This window comes from Methanobrevibacter sp., assembly GCF_015062935.1.
GTDB lineage: Archaea > Methanobacteriota > Methanobacteria > Methanobacteriales > Methanobacteriaceae > Methanocatella.
This window is the reverse complement of sequence record NZ_SUTM01000008.1, coordinates 84,172-106,360: the sequence shown is the minus strand read 5'-3', so window position 1 is coordinate 106,360 and position 22,189 is coordinate 84,172. Positions and strand designations below refer to the sequence as shown.

Sequence of the window (22,189 nt, the reverse complement as noted above, 5' to 3'; positions counted from 1 at the left end):
ATTTGACTTAAAACTGAGGTATTGGGATGAGGACAATGCGATTTTCTAAAAATCACTTAAGTTTTTGAAAGTGCCGTAATATTTTTTTAAAAAACCTTTTTATATGTTAATTAACAATATATTAATTATAATATTTAATTTTAAAGGAGTTTAAGCTATGAAATATAAAATGTATGACGAAATGATGGAACAGCCAGATTCACTTCAGAGGACTTTCGAAAGTGAACTTCCAAAAATGGATGAAGTTTCACAGCTTGTCATGGATGCGGATAAAGTTTATCTGGTGGGATGCGGAAGCTCAATTTCCACCTGCTACAGCGTTCGTGACGCAATCAGAATGTCCAGTACAAATATAGACATTGAAGTGTATGCTGGTTATGAATTCTGCTACAACAAGAAATTAATTGAAAACGAGAATTCAATAGCAATATTTACATCCCAGTCAGGTGAAACCGCAGATACTTTAGCAGCATTAAGGAAAGCTAATGAGTATGGACTGCACACAGTTTCTATTTCAAACGAACCTGAAAGCTCAATGATAAAAGAAGCTAAAACTCCAATCGCAACCAGGTGTGAAACAGAAACAGCTATTTTAGGTACAAAAACCTACATTACCCAATTAGCAAGTCTTTATTACATCCTGTTTAAAGCATCAGATTATGAAAACAAGACAGAACTTATAGCTGAATTGCTTGACATGCCGAAAATGCTTGAAAAACTTCTTTTAATGACAGAAGATGAAAACAGAGAACTTGCCGAAAAATATGCAGGTGAAGACATCTTCTACTGTTTAGGAAGCGGTCCGAACTTCGGTCTTGCATACAAGCTTGCAATGACAATGCTCATGGAAGGAGCCATCAAACATGCATGCCCTGAATATTCTGCCGAATTCAGGCACGGCCTTATTGAAAGGGCTGAAAAAGATGTTCCGATTATAATTTTAAGGTCTGATTTGGAATCTGACGTAATAACCCAAAAAGCTATTGACTTTTGTGAAAATCTTGAAGCAAAAACAATATTGTTTGACCTGAAAGACTATGCAGATGTGGACAAACTGTTATCTCCATTCATAATGGTAATTCCACTTGAATGGTTCGTATATTACCTTGCACACTTTAACGGAGAAGATCCAGGTGCAACAAGACACATCGGAAAAGTCAGATACTAAAAAATGTAGTTTTACTACATTTACTATTTTTATTTTTTAAAAAAGGAGTCTGTAAAATTTTATAGGCTTATTTAATTATTTTATGGCTTCCACAAACTGGACAAATTGGATTATTATATTTAAAAGTGTTATTTTCATCTAAAAATAGTTTTTGATTTGTATTTTATATTTTTGGTTTTTTATTGAGTCTTTCTGAAATGATTTTTTCTTGATCAATTTTTTCCTCAGAAAAATCAAAAAGTTTAAGTTGTATAAAGTCTATATTACTATTGAAGATAGATTTGTTTGTTTAATCATAAAATATTATTTATCATAACTTATTTTAGTAATTTACTATTTTTTAATTGTTTATTTTCAAATTAAATAAAAATTAGGAAGAATTTTTACCGAAGTGAAATTTCAAGTGTAAAAAAAATAAAATTTGAAAAAAGCCTATAAAATTTTACAGACTCGAATTTTCAAAGAATTTATTATAGATGAAAATGAATATATTATCACTGAAAAGGTGGTTTTTCATGATTTATACCATTGAAGAAATTAAAGAAAAAGCTATTCCAATCGCTCAGGCATATGGTGTTGATAGTATGAGTTTATTTGGGTCTTATGCTCGAGGTGAAGCTAAAGAGGATAGTGACTTGGATTTTTTCATTGATCGTGGAGACATTAAAGGGTTATTGGATTATATGGGCTTTGTTCAAGATTTGGAGGATATTTTTCATTGTCATGTTGATGTTGTATCAACGGGAATTGAAGATAAAAAATTTTTAGCAATAATAAAAAAAGATGGAGTTCTTATTTATGAAAAATAATGACATTTTCTATATTCAAAAGATTATTGAATACTGTGATATTGTTGACAGTCTATTGGATGAATATGAAAGAGATTATGCAGTATTTCAATCATCAAAATCTTTTCAGTTATCAACAAGCATGTGCATTGTTCAAATTGGGGAATATGTTTCAAGATTATCTGATGAATTTAAACAAGAGAATGATAATATCCCGTGGAGGCAAATAAAAGGTATGAGAAACTTTGCGGCTCATCAATATGAACATTTTGAATTTGAGGTATTATGGCACACCATAACTGATGAACTTCCAGAATTAAAACAAAGCTTGTTGCCATTATTATAGAAACTATTTTTACTTTACTTTCTTTATAAAAGAGTATAAAATCTATAAATTAAATATCAAAAATAACTAATTGAAAATTCATAATGTTACATGAAATAACTGATTGGAAAATCATTTACTTACTACTTTTATGTGTAAAAAATTAAAATAAAATAAGCCTATAAAATTTTCACGCTTAAAAAAAAGAGAAAATAATGTAGAATAATTATTCTACAGTTACTTTATGTTTTGGTATGATTAATTTTGGTAAGGTAATTTTAATAATTCCTTTAGCGTATTTTGCTTTGATGTTTTCAATATCAATGCTGTTTTCAAACCTTACGGTTTTAACACATCTTCCAGTTTTTATAGCTGAAACGATTTCTTCTGCTTCATCTTCTTCATCGAATTCATCAATGAAAGGTTCGAATGTAGCTTCGATAGTAATGTCGTTGTCGCCTGCTTCGATGATTACATCTTTTTTAGCAACGCCTGGGACTGCAGCTTTGATGTAGTAAACATCAGGAGTTTCAACGAGGTCGATGTCTAAGGTTTGTACAGTAGCCTTTTTGTAGTCTTTGTATTTTTGATCAGCATTTTTTTGCATGTTTTTAAGGCTGTCTTTGATTTCATCAATAGTTTTACCTAAATCGTTAATCATGTTGTCAGCAATGTTTTTGCTTTTTTCTTTTCTTTCTTCGTATTTTTCCCATGTTTCTTCTTTCATTTCATCGAATTTGTCTTTAGTTTCATCAACTTTTTCATCAAATTCTTCTTTTTTGTCTGAAATTTTAGTTTCGATTGTTTCGGAATCAACCATAATTTCACATCCTAAATATTAATTATGTTTTATTTACTTTTTGTTAGTATATAAACTTATCGATTAAATTTACTTAAAGTTACTAAAAAATAATTCTATTCATATTTTATCATATGTGGTTGTAGCACTTTATTTTTTTTATCATCTGTGTATTGTAGAGATTACTGTGCAATAAGACATTAATTTGATTTTTTTATTATTATTCATTTTTTTACATAAAATCACATTTAAATAAGATTTATCAAATTCTTTAATATGAATAAATCTTAATTATAATTATGAAAGATTTGTTTGATTACTGTGATTTTGGAGATTTAAAGCTTAACAGCAGAGTCATCAGAACCGGTTTGTGGGAATCAGAAAGGGAATCTGCAGGTAATTTTACTCCTGAAATATATACTAGATATGAAAACATCGCTGCAAGCGGTGTTGGATTGATAATTACTGAACTGTTCACTTTCATTGCCCGTGATGCCTATTCGAAATATGCTCTTACAACCAACTACACCCGTTTTGTGCGTGAAGCTAAGGATTTGACTGAAATGGTTCATATCTATGGAGTTCCAATTTTCGCCCAATTGGGTTTCGTTGAGTGCAACAAAAGACTGGAACAAAACGTTAGTGTGAATGACTTGTCAGTTGAGGATATAAGAAAAATACAAACTGATTTCATTATTGCTGCTCAAAAATTTGATTTTGCAGGTTTTGACGGTATCCAAATTGCAATGGGTAACAGTTTTTTCTTCAGTCATTTTTTAAACCCCTCAGTTAACAGGCGTGAGGATAATTATGGTGGAAACACACTGAATCGCCTGCGCATGATTCTTGAAATAATTAAAGTTTTAAAACAGAACACTAAACTCCATATAAACTGCAGAATCAATGCATTTGATAGAGACGGATTGACCGTTGATGAAGCAATTGAAATTGCAAAATTGCTTGAAAAACATGGTGCAGATTCACTTCAGATTACCTGTCCTCATTCCCAGTATGTTTTAACTCGTGATAATGCTGGTGAAATTCCGCTGGTGGAAGCGGCAGAAAGAATTATAAAAGAAGTGGATATTCCTGTAATTTACGGTGGAGGGCTTAACACCCAAAATAAAATTAATGAAATTTTAAATCAAACAGATATTGATTTCATTTCAATGCAAAGGCCATTTATAGCCGATCCCAGCTTTCTTGTTGAATGGCAGGTCAGCGGGAATGGTGAAAGCTTTTGTCAGACATGTCACAACTGCTATGCGAAAAAAACAAGCACCTGTCATTTAAAGCCATGCAGTCCAGAATATTACAAAAAATCATAATTGATTTTTAATAGGTAGTTTTAAAAAAAGAAAAAAATAAGGAAAATGAATTCCTTAATTTTGAATTTATCGTTATTTTAACATTTGTATGAAAAATAATCAGTTTATCGCAAAATTATGGTAAAAAGAGATATGGAATGAAGTTTAAATAGCCAGAATTTAAATTGTGGGGTGGTGTTGTAAATATGAAAAAAAATAGATTGAAAGTTATTTTTAGTCGATGATTAAGGCTAATTTTTCGGCTTTAATCTCATTGCATTGGCCATGCCTATAAGGGTTAGTATGAGCATTGCAATTGTTCCGGCAGTGATTTTTCCGTTATATATCGCTAAAGCTATTGCAAGTATCAAAAAGAATATTCCTGTAAGCATGCTGCTTTTCCAGCTTTCCATTTTTTTACCTCCATAATATTTTCAATGTTATATATGAAGTTAATAATATTTAAATTATTCATTAATTTGTATAATTTTGACTTTTATGTTCAATAATTATGGTGGGCAGGTGGAAAAAAATAAAAAATAGTTAGTGTTTAAGGGTATTAAACACTTTTAAATTTGTTCAGTCTCTTCTGAATAAATCTCTTGTGTAAACCTTGTCTGCAACATCTCCGAGAATATCTGCATCAAAACGGTTTGCAAGGATTACATCACTTTCTGACTTGAAACGGTCAATGTCATTTACAACTTCTGATTTGAAAAATTCGCTTCCGTCATCAAGTGTAGGTTCGTAGATGATAATTGGTATTCCTTCCGCTTTGATACGTTTCATGACGCCCTGAATAGCGGATGCACGGAAATTGTCACTGTTACTCTTCATGGTAAGTCTGTAAACGCCGACTGTTTTAGGATTTCTTGAAATGATTTGATCGGCAATGAATTCCTTACGAACAGAGTTGGAATGTACTACAGCTTCAATCATGGTCTGTGGAACGTCCTTATAGTTTGCAAGTAACTGTTTTGTATCTTTAGGAAGACAGTATCCGCCGTATCCGAATGAAGGGTTGTTGTAGTGTCCTCCGATACGTGGGTCCATACATACTCCGTCAATAATCATCTGTGTGTCCAAACCTTTGGTCTGTGCATAGGTATCAAGCTCATTGAAGTAGCTGACCCTGACTGCGAGATATGTGTTTGCAAACAGTTTGATAGCTTCAGCTTCTGTTAGATGGGCAAGTAAAATAGGAATGTCCTGTTCAGCCAGTCCTGCTCTTTTTTCCTCTTCTCTTGCACCTTCTAAAAGGAGGTCTGCAAACATCTGTCCTTCTTCTTTCTGGTCATCGTCACATCCGACAACGATTCTGCTTGGATGGAGGTTGTCATAAAGTGCTTTTGACTCACGAAGGAATTCAGGTGAGAATATGATGTTTTTGATTCCGTACTTTTCACGGACGGATTCGGTGTATCCTACTGGAATTGTGGATTTGATAACCATTAAAACATCAGGATTTACTTTAAGTGTCCATTCAATTGCATCCTCAACTGCGGAGGTGTCAAAGAAATGGTTAACGTCATCATAATTTGTTGGTGTAGCAATAATGACAAGATCAGCACTCTTGTAGGCCGCTTCCTTGTCGGTGGTTGTGTGAAGATGTAGTTCACGTTTGCCTTCACGGGTTTCTTTAAAGAATCTTTCTATTTCATCATCCTGAATCGGGCTGTAAAACTGATTTAATTTTTCTGCTTTTGATTCAGTTGTTGTAATTGCAGTAACGTCATGTTTTTGAGCTAGTAGAACAGCAAGGGAAAGCCCTACATATCCTACACCGGCAACTGTAATTTTCATTTTAAATTGTCTCCTTTCATACATTTTATTTTATTCCCATTTTTATTTTTAAATGGAAATATTCATTTGATAGTTTATTGTTCTTATTTTAAAAACTTTATGAGTATTATTTAAGTATAAAATAAGCATTAAAATTGAATGATGTTGAAAGCATGCGATTTTTCAACCGCATACAAAAGTTTCTGAATTTAATCAGTAATATTCATCATCATCTTCTTCATCAACTGTGCGGTCAATTTTCTTTATAGTACGTATGACCTTGTTGATTTCATCAATTCCTTCACCTTCAATTGCAGAGATGAAAATTGAGTTTTCTTCATTGTCAATATATTCATTGAGATACTCTGAATCCTCAACCAGATCCATTTTGTTGAAAAGGTAATATACCGGAATTTCAGAGAAAATCTTTTCAATCTGCTTTAACAGGTTATACTGGTTGTCCAGATGGAAACCGCAGGTCTCGGATGCATCAAATATAAATAAGATTGCATCAGCCAAATGTTCAAGTGCAACAATAGCGTTCATCTCAATGTCATTCATTTCGAGAACCGGCCTGTCGAGAAGCCCAGGTGTGTCGATAATCTGTATGCTTCTCCAGTGCATCTCGGTATGTCCAATCTGAATACCTTTTGTGGTAAACGGATAGTTTGCAACCTGAGGGTCAGCACCTGTAATCTGTCTTAGAAGTGTGGATTTGCCCACATTCGGAAAACCGGCTATTACAATGGTTGTTGCATCAAAATCAATTGTAGGCATGTTTCTTAAATTCTGTTTTGCAAAATCTAAAAAGTCCAGATTCTTTTCAATTTTACCTACAACTGAAGCGATTCTACCGTAAGCTTCCTTTTGAATTGAAGTTGCTCTTTCAGAAGGATTTTTCCTGATTTTAGCACCGTATTCTTTTTCAAGTTGGGTGATAATTCCATAAGCCCAGTTAAGTCCTCCAAGAGCCTGTTTCATATCATCCACTCCTACGGTAATGTCAATGTAGTCCTGATAAAAGGGATGAAGGCTTTCAATTTCAGGAACTGAATCCAGTATTGATTTTAGTTTATCTTTAATAACCTGACAGGAAGTAACAACTCTTCTCTCTTCAATTCTTTTACCTTTCAAGTGTTTAGGTATCTTTTGACCTCTCAATAAGTCAGCTTGTTTTTTTCCTCGACTAAATCCCTTGTCCAACAGTTCTTTAGTCGTAGGTATGGTTGGTATCATCATTTTTATCACTATTTAAATATCTGTCCCTGGAATCTGTACACGTCACAGCTTTCATCCATCCAGCTGTCTGCGCTGATTCCTGCCTTCATGCATGTCTGTTCTAAAAACTCTTCAACTCCAAATGCGTTTTCAACAGCTACCTGCGGAAGTAAAAGGCCTCTTGAATATCCTTTTTGGATAATCAGTCCGTCAACTCCAATTTCAATTTCTTCAAAGTACTGGTCCGGATGTGCCACTTCAATCAGTTCAGGTCTGGTTAAAACGGTCACTTCAAAATCAAGAATTTGGAATTCGTCTTTTGTAACTGCACTGAATCTTGGATCGTTGAAAGCGGCGGCAATAGCCACATCGATTGTTGCATTGATTGCAGTTTCAATAGGTTCTGCATAACCGATACAGCCTCTTAGTGCATTGTTTTTGTTTAATGTAACAAAAACTCCTAGTTTTTCATCCAGTTCAATAGGGTAATCTTCAGGTATTTCCAGTCTTTCTTTAGTTTCTATGTAATGTCCGATAGCCTCTTTAGCTAGGTTCACCAAATAATTTCCTGCTCTTTCTGATATCATTGTCCCATTCCTCCAACTAAAGCGTTCAATATTCTTGTGTGAGGTCCTCCGTCACCTACTGGTGCGGTCTGGCCGTCTTTTCCACAGAATCCTACACTTAATCTAAAGTCATTTCCAATGGCGTCAATGTTTTTCAGGGTTTCTAAAATGTTTCCTGAAAGTGAAACGTCTCTTAGAGGTGTTTTCAACTCTCCGTTTTCAATCATGTATCCTTCTGCAGCATTGAACTGGAATATTCCTTTACCTGTGTCCACTTGCCCTCCTCTGGAACCTTTAAGATATATTCCGTTAGGAATGTCTTCAAGCAGTTCCTCAAAGCTATTGTCTCCAGGCTGCAGGTAGGTATTACTCATTCTGACGATTGGTTTGTCTGCAATGATTGATCTTGCATTTCCTGATGATTGCATGCCTAACTGGGATGCTGTTTCTCTTGAATTTAAAAGGGATATCAGTTTCCCGTCCTTAACCAGCTGGTTAGGTTTTGTTTTTACACCTTCAACATCATACGGGTAGTATCCGAATCCGTCCTTGCGGCTTGCATCATCGAAGATATTGACAATGTCTGATGCTATCTGCTCACCGACTCTGTCTTTAAGGATTGAATCGTTTTGAAGTATTAAATCCCCTTCAGTGGCGTGTCCAAGTGCTTCGTGAATCAGGACTCCTGTAAGTTCTGGGTCAGCCACTACTGTAAACTGTCCTGAAGGTGCAGGTTTTGCATCAAGCAGTCTAACTGCTTTTTCGCCGATGTTTCTTCCAAATTCTTCAATGTCGGTATCTGCAATCACTTCAAATCCTTTAACTCCACCAAGGCTTCCGTGGCCGAATTGGATTATTTCACCGTCAGTTGCAGATGCGTTCAATGCCATTCTGATTCTTGATGTCTTGACCTGGATTTCGGATCCTTCGCTGTTCATGAACAGTTCGTTTATTTCACTGTCATTGTATCCCACTGTGGTACTGTTTACCTTTTCGATAGTGGCGGCATCACTTGCGTCTTTCATTATTTCCTTTTTCTCATCAATTGAAACGTCTTTGAATGGTATTTTTACATCGACTGCAAGTTTGTCTTTAATTACCTCACTTTCACTTAGTTTAACGTCTCCTTTAAGTGATTTGGATAATTTGATTGCAGTTTCAGTAATGTCATTGATTTTTGATAAGTCTGTTGTGTATGCAAATCCCCAAGCTCCATTGTTCAACACTCTTATTCTTGCACCTAAACTCATTCCAGTGTTGATTTCATCTACATTTCCGTCTTTCATCAATATGGATGTGTTATCACTAATTCCGGAACGGATATCAATGTAATCTACTTTGGGGGCTGTTTTTTCTATAACTTTTTCAAATAAAGAAATATATTCATCCATTTAAATCCCTCAAACTTTTATTAATGTAATATATATAGTTTTTAATGCTTAATAAAAGTTTTTTTCAATGATTTTTAGTGATGAATTTGGGTTGAAAAATTAAAAAAAGAAATTGAAATAATGTCAGATGACATTATCTCATAAGGTTGATGCGTCTTCAGGGGTTATGTTGTTTAATTTGTTTACTTGTTCCAGTGCATCGTAGAATCTGTCTAAACTGGTGTCGCTTGAATCGCTGTTGGCCCAAACTTGTATTACGTATTGGTCATCGTTGATTTTTACCAGTTCGCAAATTCCAAATAATTCGTTTACGCCGTCGGTGAAATTATAGGTATTGTTGATTTTTCCAGGAGTAACTGTTAGTTTTGTTGCTGTATCGTTTGTGAAATAGCTTTTCAAGTCAGTATCATTGAATATGTCTATTTCTATGTCGTCTGCTTCATTGCTGTAACTTCCACCGCCTAGGTCTTTGAATGTATCAGGCACTTGCAGGTTAGGTAATTCTGCAGCGGATACGATTCCTATTGCGCAAATTAAAATTAAAGCTGCAATCAATATTTTTGAAATTTTCATTTTATCACCATTTAAATATTTTTAGGAATGCCTAAATAAATTTGCCGATTTGTTTTGCCAAGTTTTTTATATTAAAAACGAGTTATATAACAAGTGATATATACTGGTGAGAATATGATTGTCATTGTCGGGACCGGTGCTGGTGGTGGGATTCTAGCTCGTGAACTAGCCAAAAACGGTCAAAAAGTAGTAATTCTAGAAAAAGGTCCATATGCAGAAACAAGGGATGCGGCCAATTATTATGATAAATATACTCCTGATGTTGATTTGCTGTCAACAACCTGTGTAGGTGGTTCTACAGTCGTATCAATGGCCAATATGGTAAGAGCTCTTGATGAAGAACTCCATGAATTCGGCATAGATTTGACTGAAGAATATGAATACGTGGAAAATTTAATTGGTGTACATGAACTTGATGATTCCCATATTGGAAAAGGCAGTCAGATGTTTTTGGATGCCGCCCGTGATCTGGGTCTGGATGTTGTAAAAATGCCGAAAGCTATCCGTGAAGAGGACTGTATCCAATGCGGTAAATGTGCATTCGGATGTCCTGTAGATGCAAAATGGACAGCAAAGGATTTCATTGACGAAGCGGTCGAAGCAGGTGCCGAACTGATTTGCGGCGCTGAAGTGACAGACATAATCCTGTGCAATATGGCTGCAAGCGGTGTAAAATATGTCAAGGACAATGAAGAGCATCTCATTAAATCCAATAAAATCGTATTATGTGCCGGTGCAATACAGACTCCCGTAATCATGAAAAATATGGGACTGACCGGAATAGGCCGTGAACTTTTCTTTGATCCATTTGTAAGTGTGGGAGGATATCTTAAAGACATCAATTTCAACACTGAAGTTCAAATGACCGGTCTTGTTAAAGGCAAAAACTTCGTTTTGTCCCCTCATTTCTCATCATTCATTAAAGGCAACATTGACAATCCCGATGTCGAAGATAAGGACATATTTTCAATAATGGTTAAAACACCTGACGAGTCCAAAGGATATGTTAGCAGTGACGGATTTGTCCAGAAGGTCAATACAATTGAAGATATAAGATATCTGGCTGAAGGTGTGGCAACAGCAGGTTTTATTTTAGAAAAAATGGGAGTTGACCCTAATACAATCGGTTCAACCGTTTACAGGGGAGCTCACCCTGGCGGAACAGTAAAAATAGGAAAAGCGGTTGACAGCAATCTTGAAAGTGAAATACATAACCTGTTTGTATGTGATGCAAGTGTGCTTCCGGTTTCTCCGGGAAAACCTCCAATTTTAACAATTCTTGCATTGGCTAAAAGACTGGCTGATTATCTATTAAAAAATAAATAAGAAGATTATTCGAATTGTTTTTCGATATCTTCTGTTTTTATTAATTTTTCACAGTAATGACACCTGACAACAGGAGGATTTTTTTCAATTACATTAAAAATAGGTGTTATAGGCTCATTTTCATAATTTGTAATGCATTTAGGATTTGTACACTTAAGGATAGAAGTGATTTTTTCAGGAAGCAGGATTTTATCTTTTTTAACAGGTTCGTAATCCCTGATAATGTTAATGGTAGCCTTTGGAGCAATCAATGCAACCTGATTAAGTTCCCTGTGGTCCAGTTCTCTGTTTTCAATTTTTAAAATGTCTTTTCTTCCAATTTCAGATGAAGAAACATTCATAGCTATTGTAACATTCTGAGTGTCTTCATCTGGAAGCCCTAACACATTAAGGATGTGCAGCGCCTTATTTGCAGTAATGTGGTCTATCACTGTACCGTTTTCAATAGCCTTGATTTTTAGTTCGGATTTATCTTTTGACATTTAATCCACCAGTTAATACATTTTCAAATCTTTTATTTCAATAACCGCTTCGGTATCATGCGCCAGTTTTTCAGGTGTTTTATCTTTTGTTGCAATTGTAAAGCTTTCAATAACTCTTGCTCCACGCATTTTAACTTTTTCTTCAAGCCTTTTAACGTTTGACTCTCCTCTGTTGGAATCCATGGTTGCAAACAGAATAACGTCCTTTCCTTTTAAATCACATCTGTCAATCATGGTTATGATTGCAGGTGTAGGATTCCCGTTCCATGTTGGAGTTCCAAAGTAAATTGTACTGTATGGTGTCAAATCAACACTTTTAGGTGCAATTTCAGTTTTGGTTTCTCTAAATGCATTAATTGAAGCAAATAATTTATTTTTAAAACCTTCACGATTTTTCAAGTCAATGACTCTGAGCAAATCTGCATGCAAGTTTTTAGCTAATGTTCTTGCAACCAAATCGGTTTTTCCTCCTTGCGAGTAATAAATTATTAATTTTTTCATCATATCCCTCTTTTTGATTAAGGATGCAGTCCGAAATGTGTTAAACCTAAAGTTTCGTCAATTCCGAGGATAATGTTCATGTTCTGTATTGCCTGACCGGATGCTCCTTTAACGAGATTGTCGATTACTGAAAGCATAACCAGTCTTCCGGTTTCATCTATTTCAAATCCTCCGATATGTACAAAGTTGGATCCTCTGACTGAACTCAGGTGTGGAATTTCGCCTTCATCCATAAGTTTAATAAAGAATTCTTCACCGTATTCCTTGATGTAAAGTTCACGAATTTCTTCTGCTGTAATATCTATATTTTCATCATTTAAAAAGCTATGGCTTGTAGTTTGAATGCCTCTGATAACAGGTACAAGGTGCGGTGTGAATGATACTTTAACGTCTTCAAAACCGTGAAGTTCCTGCTGGATTTCAGACATGTGTCTGTGTGAAGATATTTTGTACGGATTAACGTTGTCTGCAATATTAGGATAATGTGTGGTTGCTGACGGATTAACCCCTGCTCCGCTAACTCCTGTTTTTGAATCGATGATGATTCTGTCAACCAGATTGTTTTTAACTAACGGATAGGATGATAAGATTGCTCCTGTCGGGAAGCATCCCGGATTTGCTACAAGGTCTGTTTTTTTGATTTCATCCCTGTAAAGTTCAGGAAGACCGAAAACTCCCTTGTTTTCCTTGTCGGTATGTTCCATTCCATACCATTTTTCATATACTGCAGTGTCACGGTATCTGTAGTCTCCGCTTAAGTCAACTACTTTCATTCCTGCATCCAGAAGTTCCGGAACGATTTTCATTGATGCTCCGTGAGGAGTTGCTGTAAATGCAACATCCGCATCCAAATCCCCTGGACTTTTGTTTGTAAATGTGAGTCCTGAATCTCTAATGTGGGGGTGGATTTTATGTGCTGGAACTCCATCATATTGTCTTGAAGTGATGTCTGTTACTTCCACTTCAGGATGGTTTAAAAGCATTCTTAAAAGTTCTCCTCCAGTATATCCGCTTGCTCCTATTATAGCTACTTTAAACATATTTATTTTCCTCCTTAATCATCACAATGATCCATTATTTTTCCTTTAAAATCGGTATTTTGAATTTTACGAATAATCTTGCAGCTGCTGTCAAGCTGGCAGTCCCTGTACTTTTCAATACGCACTGCCTTGGCTTTCAAACCTCTTTTGTCAATAGCTGCCTGCAGTTTAGCAATGTCATGATTTTGATCTGCGCCGACGGTTATGATGTCAGGGTCGATTTCTCGAACTATCTTGAAAACATCCCCATTTGCATCTCCCAGAAATGCGTCAGTAACAGGTTTAAGCATTTTGATTAACTCCAATCTTTGCTCTTCACCTACAATCGGCACTCTTTTGCGTCTTTCAACGGTAGCGTCTCTTGCTACAACAACATAAAGCTCAGCATCTTCTCCACCTAATTTCTTGGATTCTTCCAGGTAAACACCGTGGCCAGGGTGGAGTATATCGAATGTTCCGGTCGCCATTACTTTCATTATATTATCCTCTTTTGATATTTTAAAGCTTCAGTCAAATCAATTTTATTTTTATAAAGGGCGGAACCGATAACTATTCCTTCAACACCACTTTCATTCAGCTTTTTAATGTCGTCTATTGTGGTGATTCCGCCTGAATAAACAATAGGTAAATCCACTGATTTTTTAAGCTCTTCAACAGGGTCTGTGTAAAATCCGCCTAAAAGGCCTTCAACGTCAACGTTTGTAAACAGAATGCTTCCTGCGCCATGTTCCTTGAACTCGGCTGAAAGCTCAACAGGACTTTTGTCTATCTTTTCCTGCCAGCCTTTAATAACAACCTTGTTGTCCTTGCTGTCAAGGGAAATCATTATCCTGTCGGAACCGTATTCATCTGATAATGCAGTAATTGTCTCAGGATGCTGAATCCCCATGGTTCCGATGATTAGTCTTTCTATGTCAAGGTCCAATAGTTGGCGGGCATATTCAAGGCTTCTGATTCCTCCTCCAAGCTGGATTGGAACTGATACTTCTTTCAATATCTTTTTGATAATATCAAAACTTGCCACGCCATTGATGGTTCCATCCAAATCAATAACATGGATGTTTTTAGCTCCCAAATCTTCCCAGTGCTTAGCGACTTTTTCGGGATTTTCTATTTCAACCATTTCACTTCCAGGTTCGCCCTGAACTAGCTGCACGCATTTTCCATTCTTAATGTCTACAGCAGGCATTATTAACATTTCATCGTTTTTAAATGACATTTACATTTTCCCTGTAATATTTTATTATAATATAATTTTTTGTTTTGAAATCATTTATATGTATTGTTTCTGTTCATTTTAAATAAAATCGAACTCAAAAATATTCTCATGAATGAAAATCTCTACAACATGTTTGATGATATTCTTGTTTCTGATTTCAATATTATAGATGAAGGAATCAAAAAGGTTGTTGAACTGGGAAAAAATGCGGAATACGGCAAAATGGAAACCTATTCAATATTTCCCGGAATAATCTTGTCCTATATTGATATGCACGTTGAAAATATGGAAAATGTTTTTTTCGAGGATAACATCTCATCAAGGATGCTTGAAATCAACCACTGTGCTTCAGGCAGATATGCCTATCAGGTCGGGGATGACAGGATAATATACTTTGAAAAAGGAGATTTGTGCATAAGCATTTCCGATGTTACAAAATCTGTTTCCGATTTTCCGCTGGGATATTATAAGGGTTTGGAGATTTTCATGGACATTGATGTTGCAAATGAATACATCAAAAGATATCTTCCCGATTTTGATATAGTTGAGTTTTATGAAGGTTTAATGAAAAACAACGGTTATGTTTTAGTAAGGGCCAATGAACGCATTGACCATGTAATCGGTGAGCTTTATGATGTTGATGAGCGTATTAAACTGGATTATTTCAGACTGAAATGCATCGAGCTGCTTTTGTTTTTCTCAATTACCGAGTTCAGGGACAATGATAAAATCTCTCTTTCAAGAAAACAGGCAGATATTGTTGAAAACGTTAAGAATGATTTAATAAATGACCTGGAAAGTCAAATCACCATTGATGAGCTGGCTTCAAAATATGCAATCAGCAAGACCTCACTTAAAAATTGTTTCAGGGAAGTTTACGGAAAGCCGATTTTTAGATGGAGAAAGGAGTACCGGCTTGATTATGCCTGCAAACTGATTGAACAGGATGAGCTGACAATTTCTGAAATTTCAAAAAGGGTAGGTTATTCATCACCTTCCAAATTTAGTCAGGCATTCAAGGATTATATCGGCTGCACACCTTCCGAATTTAGAAAATAATCTTTTGTCTTTTTGGTATAGTAATCGCCTTTTCAGTTCAAAAATATTTATATACTAATTTTATTCATACTTTAAATTGAATATTGGTTCACCTAATTAATTTTAACAAAACTACTTTAATTTAGGCTTTTATTTCTTTTTTAAGCAATTTTAGTGTTTTGTCTTTTCAGATTAATTTTAATTTTTTAGGTATACCTAAATTAACTTATTAGGAGATTTAAATGTCAAAAACTCAAAGTAAAAATAAATTTATACGATTACTTAACTTTTCTGGTAACTATAAATATCTGTCCATCATTGGGATGGTGTTATCAGCTTTAAGTGCTATATGTTTATTGATTCCATTCATTTATATCTGGGATGTGGTTAATGCATTATTGACTGTCGCCCCGGATTTCACAAAAGCCCAAAACCTGGGAGAATACGCATTCAATGCATTCTTTTTTGCAGTTTTGGGAATAGCACTAAACTTCTGTGGATTGATGGGAACACACTTATCAGCATTTAAAAATGAAAAGAACATGAAAGATGCAGCAGTCAGACACCTGCTCAAACTCCCTCTAGGATACTTTTCAAACCACACAAGCGGAGGACTTAGAAAGGTAATTGACTAATCAACTGCAAAGACAGAAACATTTCTGGCTCACCAGCTGTTTGACCTTACCGGAGCCATTGTAACTCCAATAGCATTTCTAATATTGCTGTTCAGCTTTGACTGGATTTTAGGATTAATCTGTCTTATTCCGATAATATTATGTTTCCTTTTTATGTATCCGATGTTTTCAAAGGAATCCCAGAATATCATGGCCGAATATCAGATGTATCTTGAAAAGATGAACGGCGAAGCGGTTGAATATGTAAGGGGAATACCTGTTACCAAGGCATTTCAGCAAAGTGTCTATTCATTTAAAAACTTCATAACAGCAATCAGAAACTACGGTAAATTCTCAGCAGAATATTCACTGTCCACACAGCTTCCGATGACTGCATTTACAGTATCAATCAACGGATTTTTCGCATTGCTGATTCCTGCAGGAATACTTCTTGCAGGATCTCTGGTGGATGTGAAATTCTTTGCCAATTTCATGTTTTACATAATATTCACTCCAATATGCGCCGTTATGATGAACAGGATAATGACAGTTTCACAGGATTGGATGATGGCAAGCTATGCACTGGACGGCATTGAAGCTATTCTAAACGAAAAACCTCTTCCAGAAGCTATTAATCCTCAAAAGCCTAAAAACCATTCAATTTCATTTGAAGGAGTCTATTTTGACTATGACGATACAGACTCAGATGAACACATCCTGAATGATGTAAATCTCAAGATAGATGAAAACGATTCAGTTGCACTGGTCGGACCTTCAGGTGGTGGAAAAACCACAATAGCATCATTGATTCCAAGATTCTGGGACGTTAAAGAAGGTTCAATCAAGGTCGGTGATGTGGATGTAAGGGACATCTCAACAAGGGAACTTATGGAAAACATCTCATTCGTATTTCAGAACACTACACTGTTCAAGGATTCAATTTACAATAACGTGGCAATAGGCCGAAAAGGTGCTTCAAGGGAAGATGTCAAAAAGGCACTGAGCCTTGCCCAATGCGATGACATTATCGACGAGCTTCCGGATGGAATCGATACAGTTATCGGAAGTGAAGGAACCTATCTTTCTGGAGGCCAGCAGCAGAGAATTGCACTTGCAAGGGCGATACTGAAAGATGCTCCAATAATCATTCTCGATGAAGCAACAGCGCTGGCTGACCCCGAAAATGAATACATGATTCAAAAGGCGATTTCTGAAATTACAAAGGACAAGACTGTAATCATGATTGCCCACAGGCTGTCAACTGTCAGAAACGTGGATAAGATTTATGTTGTTGACAGCGGAAGGATTGTTGAACAGGGAAATCACGATTCATTGGTTGAGGAAAATGGACTTTATTCAAGAATGTGGGATGAATTCAACCAGTCCATCCAATGGAAAGTAAAAAGCGAGGCGATATAATGATATCTGAATTTTTCCAGAAAAGATTCGGACTTACAAAAGACGGATCAGATAACTTAATCAGGGGAATTGTTTACACAATGCTTGTTGACATCTCATTCATGTTTCCTGTAGGATTATATGCCCTTTTAATCTATATGTGGATTGAACCATTGACAGGCGGCGAGATAATCGAACCGAATCTTGGAATGTTTATTCTATTGATATTGATTGTTTTAGGAATAATTTTTGCATTTGCATGGAAACAGTATCATTTCGTTTTCAACACCACCTATGTTGAAAGTGAAAACAGAAGAGTCAATCTTGGTGAAAACTTGAGAAAACTGCCTCTGTCCTTTTTTGAAAACAGGGATCTTGCAGATTTGACATCAACAATAATGAATGACTGCACTGATTTGGAGCATGTCTTCTCACATGCTGTTCCGCAGTTGCTTGGTTCCATTCTTTCACTTTGTCTTGTTTCAATAGGTATGTTTGTATTTGACTGGAGATTGGCCATAGCGCTCCTGTGGGTAGTTCCCGTGGCATTTGTCATATTGTATGTCTCAAAAGGACTCATCTATAAAGGTGGAGATTTGGTGATGAAGGATTTGCTCAACTGTGGAGATGCCATGCAGGAATGCATTGAATCCATAAGGGACTTGAAATCCTATAACTACGAAGATGAATATTACGGCAAAATAAGCGGTCTTACATCCATAATCGAAAAGTCAAGACTTAAATCAGAACTCATGTCTGCTGCAGGTGTCATCACAGGCAAAGTTGTTTTAAACCTCGGAATAGTTTCAGTAATTCTTTTAGGTTCCTACCTGATTTTAAACTCACAGGTATCTATTTTCACACTGTTAATCTTCCTTATAGCTTCTGCAACCGTTTATTCACCTCTTGAAAACGGTTTGATGTTTTTAGCTGAAATATTGATGATGGACAATAAGATTGCAAGGGCCCAGGAAATTGAAAGCCTTGTAGTTGAAGGAGGATTAACAGATTATGAACTGGACGGATATGATGTTGAATTCAGAAATGTCAATTTCAATTACGATGATTTAAAGGACGTGCTGACTGATATCTCATTTACTGCACATCAAGGTGAAGTGACTGCTCTTGTCGGACCGTCCGGAGGAGGTAAATCAACAGTTTCAAAACTTGCTGCAAGATTTTGGGATCCCGTTTCAGGTGAGGTCTGCCTTGGAGGTCAGGATTTATCCAAGCTGGACTCAGAAAAACTTCTGGAAAACTTTTCCATAGTGTTCCAGGACGTAATTCTGTTTAACAACACAATTCTGGAAAACATTCGTGTCGGAAGAAAGGATGCAACTGATGAAGAGGTTATTCAGGCCGCTAAACTTGCGGAATGTGATGAATTTGTAGCGAAACTTCCTGACGGATACAATACTGTAATCGGTGAAAACGGAGAGCTTTTATCAGGAGGTCAAAGACAGAGAATATCAATTGCAAGGGCACTTCTAAAGGATGCCAATGTAATTCTATTGGACGAGGCCACATCATTTTTGGATGTTGAAAACGAATCAAAAATCCAAAAGGCACTCTCTGAGCTAATTAAAAACAAAACAGTAATCATCATCGCACACAGAATGCGTACAATCGCCAATGCCGACAAGATTGTTGTTTTGGATGATGGAAGAATTGCAGAGCAGGGTTCACCTGACGAACTGATAGCAAATGACGGGCTGTTTAAAAGAATGGTCGATTTGCAAAACTTAAGCGGAGAATGGAAAATATAATTCTCCCTTTAATTCTCATTACACAATAAAAAATTTAGGAGGAAATTTAATGAGCGAAAGATTTGAAGTAAAAGATTTAATCACTGTAGGGATATTTTCAGTGATAATGATTGTTTTAATTTTCATATGCGGCATGCTGGGATATATTCCAATATTGATGATAGGTCTGCCGGTAATTGGTGCATTGGTTTGCGGAATCCCGTACATGCTGTTTTTAACTAGGGTAAACAAGTTTGGAATGGTTACATTAATGGGTTTGATTTTAGGAATTATAATGTTTTTAAGCGGCCATACCTGGATACCAATAATAGTATTTACCTTATGTGCATTTGTAGCAGACTTAATCCTTAAAATGGGAAATTACTCTTCAATAAAACACTCCATTGTAAGTCATGGTGTTTTCATTTTAGGAGTATTTGGAAACATGCTTCCGTTTTTCATCTTAAGAGATTACTTTGTTGAATCAATTCGTGCATCAATGGGAACAGACTATGTAAATGTAATCCTGCCGTTTTTAACCAATCAGATGTTAATTGTATTGATAATTATTACATTTATAGTTGGAATCTGCAGTGCATATGTTGGAAAAATAGTTTTGAAAAAACATTTTGAAAAAGCAGGAATAGCATAAGGAGATATTATGGGATTGGAACTAGACTTTAAATTGGATCCTAGAACTAAGATAATTATTCTTGCATTAATAAGTTTCATGGTTTTTAATGATACTTCCATATATGTCAGCGGATTATTAGTTTTAATTCCATTTATCTGCCTGTTCTTTTCAAATCATAAAAAATCAGCTTTAATATACATTTTATTGTATATTTTAGCTAAATATATTCAAGTTAACATTCTCCCTACTGCAACAGGAATTTTAGCAATATTGCTGATTACTTTTAGCTACACTGCTTCAAGAATGTTGCCGATAATTATGATGGGATATTATACTATAAGCACTACAAAAGTAAGCGAATTTATAGCTTCAATGGAAAAGAGCAATATTCCTAAAGACATTTCAATTCCATTCTCAGTAATTTTCAGATATATCCCATCAGTTATTGAAGAGATAAAATCAATAACAAATGCAATGAAAATGAGAGGATTTGGCCTGACGGTTAAATCCCTAAAAAACCCTTTAAAATTAATTGAATTTTACATGATTCCAATCCTCATAAGTGCTGTTAAAACTGCAGATGAACTTTCAGCAGCTTCTCTGACAAGAGGATTGAGCAATCCTGAAAAAAGAACTCATCTGGTTCAGGTCAATTTTACCAAATGGGATTTTTTGTTTTTGACCATTTCAATAATAGGCTTTGGAATTTATGCATATAATTTCTTTGGAGGCGTTTTAATTGCTTAGGATGGATAATGTTTCGTTTTCGTATGGTGGCGATAAAAATTTAAGTGATGTTAATGTCAATGTCAAAAAAGGCGAAGTTATGCTGCTTTGCGGTGAATCAGGTTGTGGCAAAACAACCATAACCCGTTTTTTAAATGCATTGATTCCAAACTTCTTCGACGGTAAAAGAGAAGGTAATGTTTATTTAAATTGTGATGAAATAAGCGAGATGCCGATTCATGAAATTTCAAAGCATATAGGTTCTGTCTTTCAAAATCCAAAAACACAATTCTTCAATGTCGACACGACCAGCGAGATAGTTTTCGGATGTGAAAATCTATCTATGGATGTTGAAGAGATAAGAAGAAGGCTTGATTTTGTTGTTGATGACTTTAAGATAAATCATCTTTTGGACAAGAGTATATTCAAACTGTCCGGTGGTGAAAAACAGAAAATAGCCTGTGCATCAGTATCCGCCGTTAATCCGGATATTCTGATTCTTGATGAGCCGTCATCCAATCTTGACTCACAGTCCAGTTGGGATTTGGAGGACATAATCAGAAACTGGAAAAATCAGGGAAAAACAGTAATCATAGCAGAACATAAACTGTTCTTTTTAAGTGATGTTGTTGACAGGGTTCTGTTTTTAAAAAAGGGACGTATTGTTAATGAATGGTCACTTGAAGAGTTTAGACAGGTAAATCACAGGGATTTGGGTTTAAGACAGCTCAATCTGGAAAATATAATCTCTAAAAGAAAGGAATATTATTCTTCAGAAAATGAATTGATGGAACTTAAAAACTTCAAATTCAGCTACGGAAAGACCCAAATTTTGGACATTGATAATGTTAAAATCCCAAAAAATGAGATTATAGCAATTATAGGTAATAATGGGGCCGGAAAATCCACATTTGCAAACTGTTTATGTGGCCTTAAAAGATCATGTAAAGGTGAATTAATTACAGAAGGCAAAGCATTAAAAAGAAAGGATAGGCTTAAAAAAACTTATATGGTGATGCAGGATGTTAATCATCAGCTGTTCACTGAAAGCGTTCTTGATGAAGTTCTGTTGAGTATGGATGAAGAGGATATCAAAAGAGCTGAAGAAATCCTGAAAGATTTAAATTTGATTCATCTCAAAGACGCCCATCCGATGGCATTGTCCGGCGGTGAAAAGCAGAGGGTAGCTATCGCTTCAGCTATTGCTTCCGGAAAGGAACTGCTTATTTTTGACGAGCCGAGAAGCGGATTGGATTTGAAGAATATGATGAAAGTCAGCGATAACTTAAAATATCTTCAAAGCTTGGGCATTACATCATTTATAATTACTCATGATTATGAACTTATAATGGAAGTATGTTCCCATGTTTTGCATTTTGAAGATGGAAAAATAATTGATAACTATAAAATAAATGAAGAAAAGCTTAAAGAGTTTTTCTTATAGGTTTTCATACATTGCAAAATTTTGTCGAAGGATTTATAAATGATAAAAACACATAATTCATACTATATGAAGAGGGATAATTTTGTATTGTCCTCCTTTTATAGT

General features: G+C 35.5%; 22 protein-coding genes and 2 pseudogenes. 11 read left to right on the top strand and 13 right to left on the bottom strand.

What is annotated here, in order from left to right; all coding sequences use genetic code 11:
- Positions 1-157: 157 nt before the first annotated feature.
- Positions 158-1,168: an SIS domain-containing protein gene (locus E7Z81_RS05430; RefSeq protein WP_292745102.1), complete on the top strand. Its 1,011-nt coding sequence runs from the start codon at positions 158-160 to the stop codon at positions 1,166-1,168.
- Positions 1,169-1,238: 70 nt separating this feature from the next.
- Here E7Z81_RS05430 and E7Z81_RS05425 read toward each other — a convergent pair.
- A pseudogene (locus E7Z81_RS05425) lies at positions 1,239-1,445 on the bottom strand (hypothetical protein); the annotation flags it as partial.
- A 238-nt stretch (positions 1,446-1,683) separates the two neighbouring features.
- Here E7Z81_RS05425 and E7Z81_RS05420 point away from each other — a divergent pair.
- Both E7Z81_RS05420 and E7Z81_RS05415 read left to right on the top strand, forming a co-directional pair.
- Positions 1,684-1,977, top strand: coding sequence for a nucleotidyltransferase domain-containing protein (locus tag E7Z81_RS05420; RefSeq protein WP_292745100.1), 294 nt, complete (start codon positions 1,684-1,686; stop codon positions 1,975-1,977).
- Positions 1,967-2,302, top strand: a complete 336-nt coding sequence (locus E7Z81_RS05415) for a HepT-like ribonuclease domain-containing protein (RefSeq protein WP_292745098.1) — start codon at positions 1,967-1,969, stop codon at positions 2,300-2,302. The genes E7Z81_RS05420 and E7Z81_RS05415 overlap by 11 nt, the downstream gene beginning before the upstream one ends.
- A 205-nt stretch (positions 2,303-2,507) precedes the next feature.
- On the opposite strand, the gene E7Z81_RS05410 is transcribed toward E7Z81_RS05415, so the two are convergent.
- Positions 2,508-3,101, bottom strand: a complete 594-nt coding sequence (locus E7Z81_RS05410; RefSeq protein WP_292745096.1) for an Hsp20/alpha crystallin family protein — start codon at positions 3,099-3,101, stop codon at positions 2,508-2,510.
- Positions 3,102-3,379: 278 nt separating this feature from the next.
- Here E7Z81_RS05410 and E7Z81_RS05405 point away from each other — a divergent pair, with 278 nt between their 5' ends.
- A complete protein-coding gene (locus tag E7Z81_RS05405) occupies positions 3,380-4,408 on the top strand; it encodes a tRNA-dihydrouridine synthase (protein WP_292745095.1) in 1,029 nt (342 codons plus the stop codon).
- 230 nt (positions 4,409-4,638) lie between these two features.
- Here the strand turns inward: E7Z81_RS05405 and E7Z81_RS05400 are convergent, their stop codons facing one another.
- The 6 genes from E7Z81_RS05400 to E7Z81_RS05375 all read right to left on the bottom strand — a co-directional run bounded on the left by E7Z81_RS05400 (position 4,639) and on the right by E7Z81_RS05375 (position 9,917).
- Positions 4,639-4,800, bottom strand: coding sequence for a hypothetical protein (locus tag E7Z81_RS05400; protein ID WP_292745093.1), 162 nt, complete (start codon positions 4,798-4,800; stop codon positions 4,639-4,641).
- A gap of 166 nt (positions 4,801-4,966) precedes the next feature.
- Complete coding sequence (locus E7Z81_RS05395; RefSeq protein WP_292745091.1) at positions 4,967-6,190, bottom strand: nucleotide sugar dehydrogenase; 1,224 nt, start codon at positions 6,188-6,190, stop codon at positions 4,967-4,969.
- 192 nt (positions 6,191-6,382) lie between these two features.
- A complete protein-coding gene (locus E7Z81_RS05390) occupies positions 6,383-7,408 on the bottom strand; it encodes an NOG1 family protein (RefSeq protein WP_292745089.1) in 1,026 nt (341 codons plus the stop codon).
- Between the two features lie 8 nt (positions 7,409-7,416).
- Complete coding sequence (locus E7Z81_RS05385; RefSeq protein ID WP_292745087.1) at positions 7,417-7,974, bottom strand: TIGR00296 family protein; 558 nt, start codon at positions 7,972-7,974, stop codon at positions 7,417-7,419.
- Positions 7,971-9,344 carry a TldD/PmbA family protein gene (locus E7Z81_RS05380; RefSeq protein ID WP_292745086.1) on the bottom strand — a complete coding sequence of 458 codons (1,374 nt, stop codon included), beginning with the start codon at positions 9,342-9,344 and terminating at the stop codon, positions 7,971-7,973. The genes E7Z81_RS05385 and E7Z81_RS05380 overlap by 4 nt, the downstream gene beginning before the upstream one ends.
- A 138-nt stretch (positions 9,345-9,482) precedes the next feature.
- A complete protein-coding gene (locus tag E7Z81_RS05375; RefSeq protein WP_292745085.1) occupies positions 9,483-9,917 on the bottom strand; it encodes a hypothetical protein in 435 nt (144 codons plus the stop codon).
- 114 nt (positions 9,918-10,031) lie between these two features.
- Here E7Z81_RS05375 and E7Z81_RS05370 point away from each other — a divergent pair, with 114 nt between their 5' ends.
- The gene (locus E7Z81_RS05370; protein ID WP_292745084.1) at positions 10,032-11,243 is read left to right on the top strand and encodes an FAD-dependent oxidoreductase; all 1,212 of its coding nucleotides are present in this window, start codon (positions 10,032-10,034) and stop codon (positions 11,241-11,243) included.
- A gap of 5 nt (positions 11,244-11,248) precedes the next feature.
- On the opposite strand, the gene pyrI is transcribed toward E7Z81_RS05370, so the two are convergent.
- Genes pyrI through hisA form a run of 5 tightly spaced genes read right to left on the bottom strand, consistent with a single transcriptional unit; the run spans position 11,249 to position 14,485 of the window.
- Positions 11,249-11,725, bottom strand: coding sequence for an aspartate carbamoyltransferase regulatory subunit (pyrI, locus tag E7Z81_RS05365; protein WP_292745082.1), 477 nt, complete (start codon positions 11,723-11,725; stop codon positions 11,249-11,251).
- A gap of 12 nt (positions 11,726-11,737) precedes the next feature.
- Complete coding sequence (locus tag E7Z81_RS05360; protein ID WP_292745080.1) at positions 11,738-12,226, bottom strand: flavodoxin domain-containing protein; 489 nt, start codon at positions 12,224-12,226, stop codon at positions 11,738-11,740.
- Between the two features lie 17 nt (positions 12,227-12,243).
- Positions 12,244-13,266, bottom strand: coding sequence for an N-acetyl-gamma-glutamyl-phosphate reductase (gene argC / locus E7Z81_RS05355; protein ID WP_292745078.1), 1,023 nt, complete (start codon positions 13,264-13,266; stop codon positions 12,244-12,246).
- Between the two features lie 14 nt (positions 13,267-13,280).
- Entirely contained in the window at positions 13,281-13,745 is a 465-nt protein-coding gene (locus tag E7Z81_RS05350) for an FAD synthase (protein WP_292745111.1), read from the bottom strand.
- Positions 13,742-14,485, bottom strand: coding sequence for a 1-(5-phosphoribosyl)-5-[(5-phosphoribosylamino)methylideneamino]imidazole-4-carboxamide isomerase (hisA, locus tag E7Z81_RS05345; protein WP_292745076.1), 744 nt, complete (start codon positions 14,483-14,485; stop codon positions 13,742-13,744). The genes E7Z81_RS05350 and hisA overlap by 4 nt, the downstream gene beginning before the upstream one ends.
- A 108-nt stretch (positions 14,486-14,593) precedes the next feature.
- Here hisA and E7Z81_RS05340 point away from each other — a divergent pair, with 108 nt between their 5' ends.
- The 6 genes and pseudogenes from E7Z81_RS05340 (at position 14,594) to E7Z81_RS05315 (ending at position 22,084) form a co-directional block, all read left to right on the top strand.
- A complete protein-coding gene (locus tag E7Z81_RS05340; protein ID WP_292745074.1) occupies positions 14,594-15,544 on the top strand; it encodes an AraC family transcriptional regulator in 951 nt (316 codons plus the stop codon).
- 221 nt (positions 15,545-15,765) lie between these two features.
- Positions 15,766-17,556, top strand: a pseudogene (locus E7Z81_RS05335) (ABC transporter ATP-binding protein).
- A complete protein-coding gene (locus E7Z81_RS05330) occupies positions 17,556-19,301 on the top strand; it encodes an ABC transporter ATP-binding protein (protein WP_292745072.1) in 1,746 nt (581 codons plus the stop codon). Before E7Z81_RS05335 ends, E7Z81_RS05330 begins: the two are co-directional and overlap by 1 nt.
- A 49-nt stretch (positions 19,302-19,350) precedes the next feature.
- Positions 19,351-19,932: an MptD family putative ECF transporter S component gene (locus E7Z81_RS05325; RefSeq protein ID WP_292745070.1), complete on the top strand. Its 582-nt coding sequence runs from the start codon at positions 19,351-19,353 to the stop codon at positions 19,930-19,932.
- 9 nt (positions 19,933-19,941) lie between these two features.
- Positions 19,942-20,661, top strand: a complete 720-nt coding sequence (locus E7Z81_RS05320) for an energy-coupling factor transporter transmembrane component T (protein WP_292745068.1) — start codon at positions 19,942-19,944, stop codon at positions 20,659-20,661.
- Positions 20,654-22,084 (top strand): ABC transporter ATP-binding protein, encoded by a 1,431-nt coding sequence (locus E7Z81_RS05315; RefSeq protein ID WP_367263007.1) that lies wholly within the window; start codon positions 20,654-20,656, stop codon positions 22,082-22,084. Before E7Z81_RS05320 ends, E7Z81_RS05315 begins: the two co-directional genes overlap by 8 nt.
- Positions 22,085-22,189 lie beyond the last annotated feature (105 nt).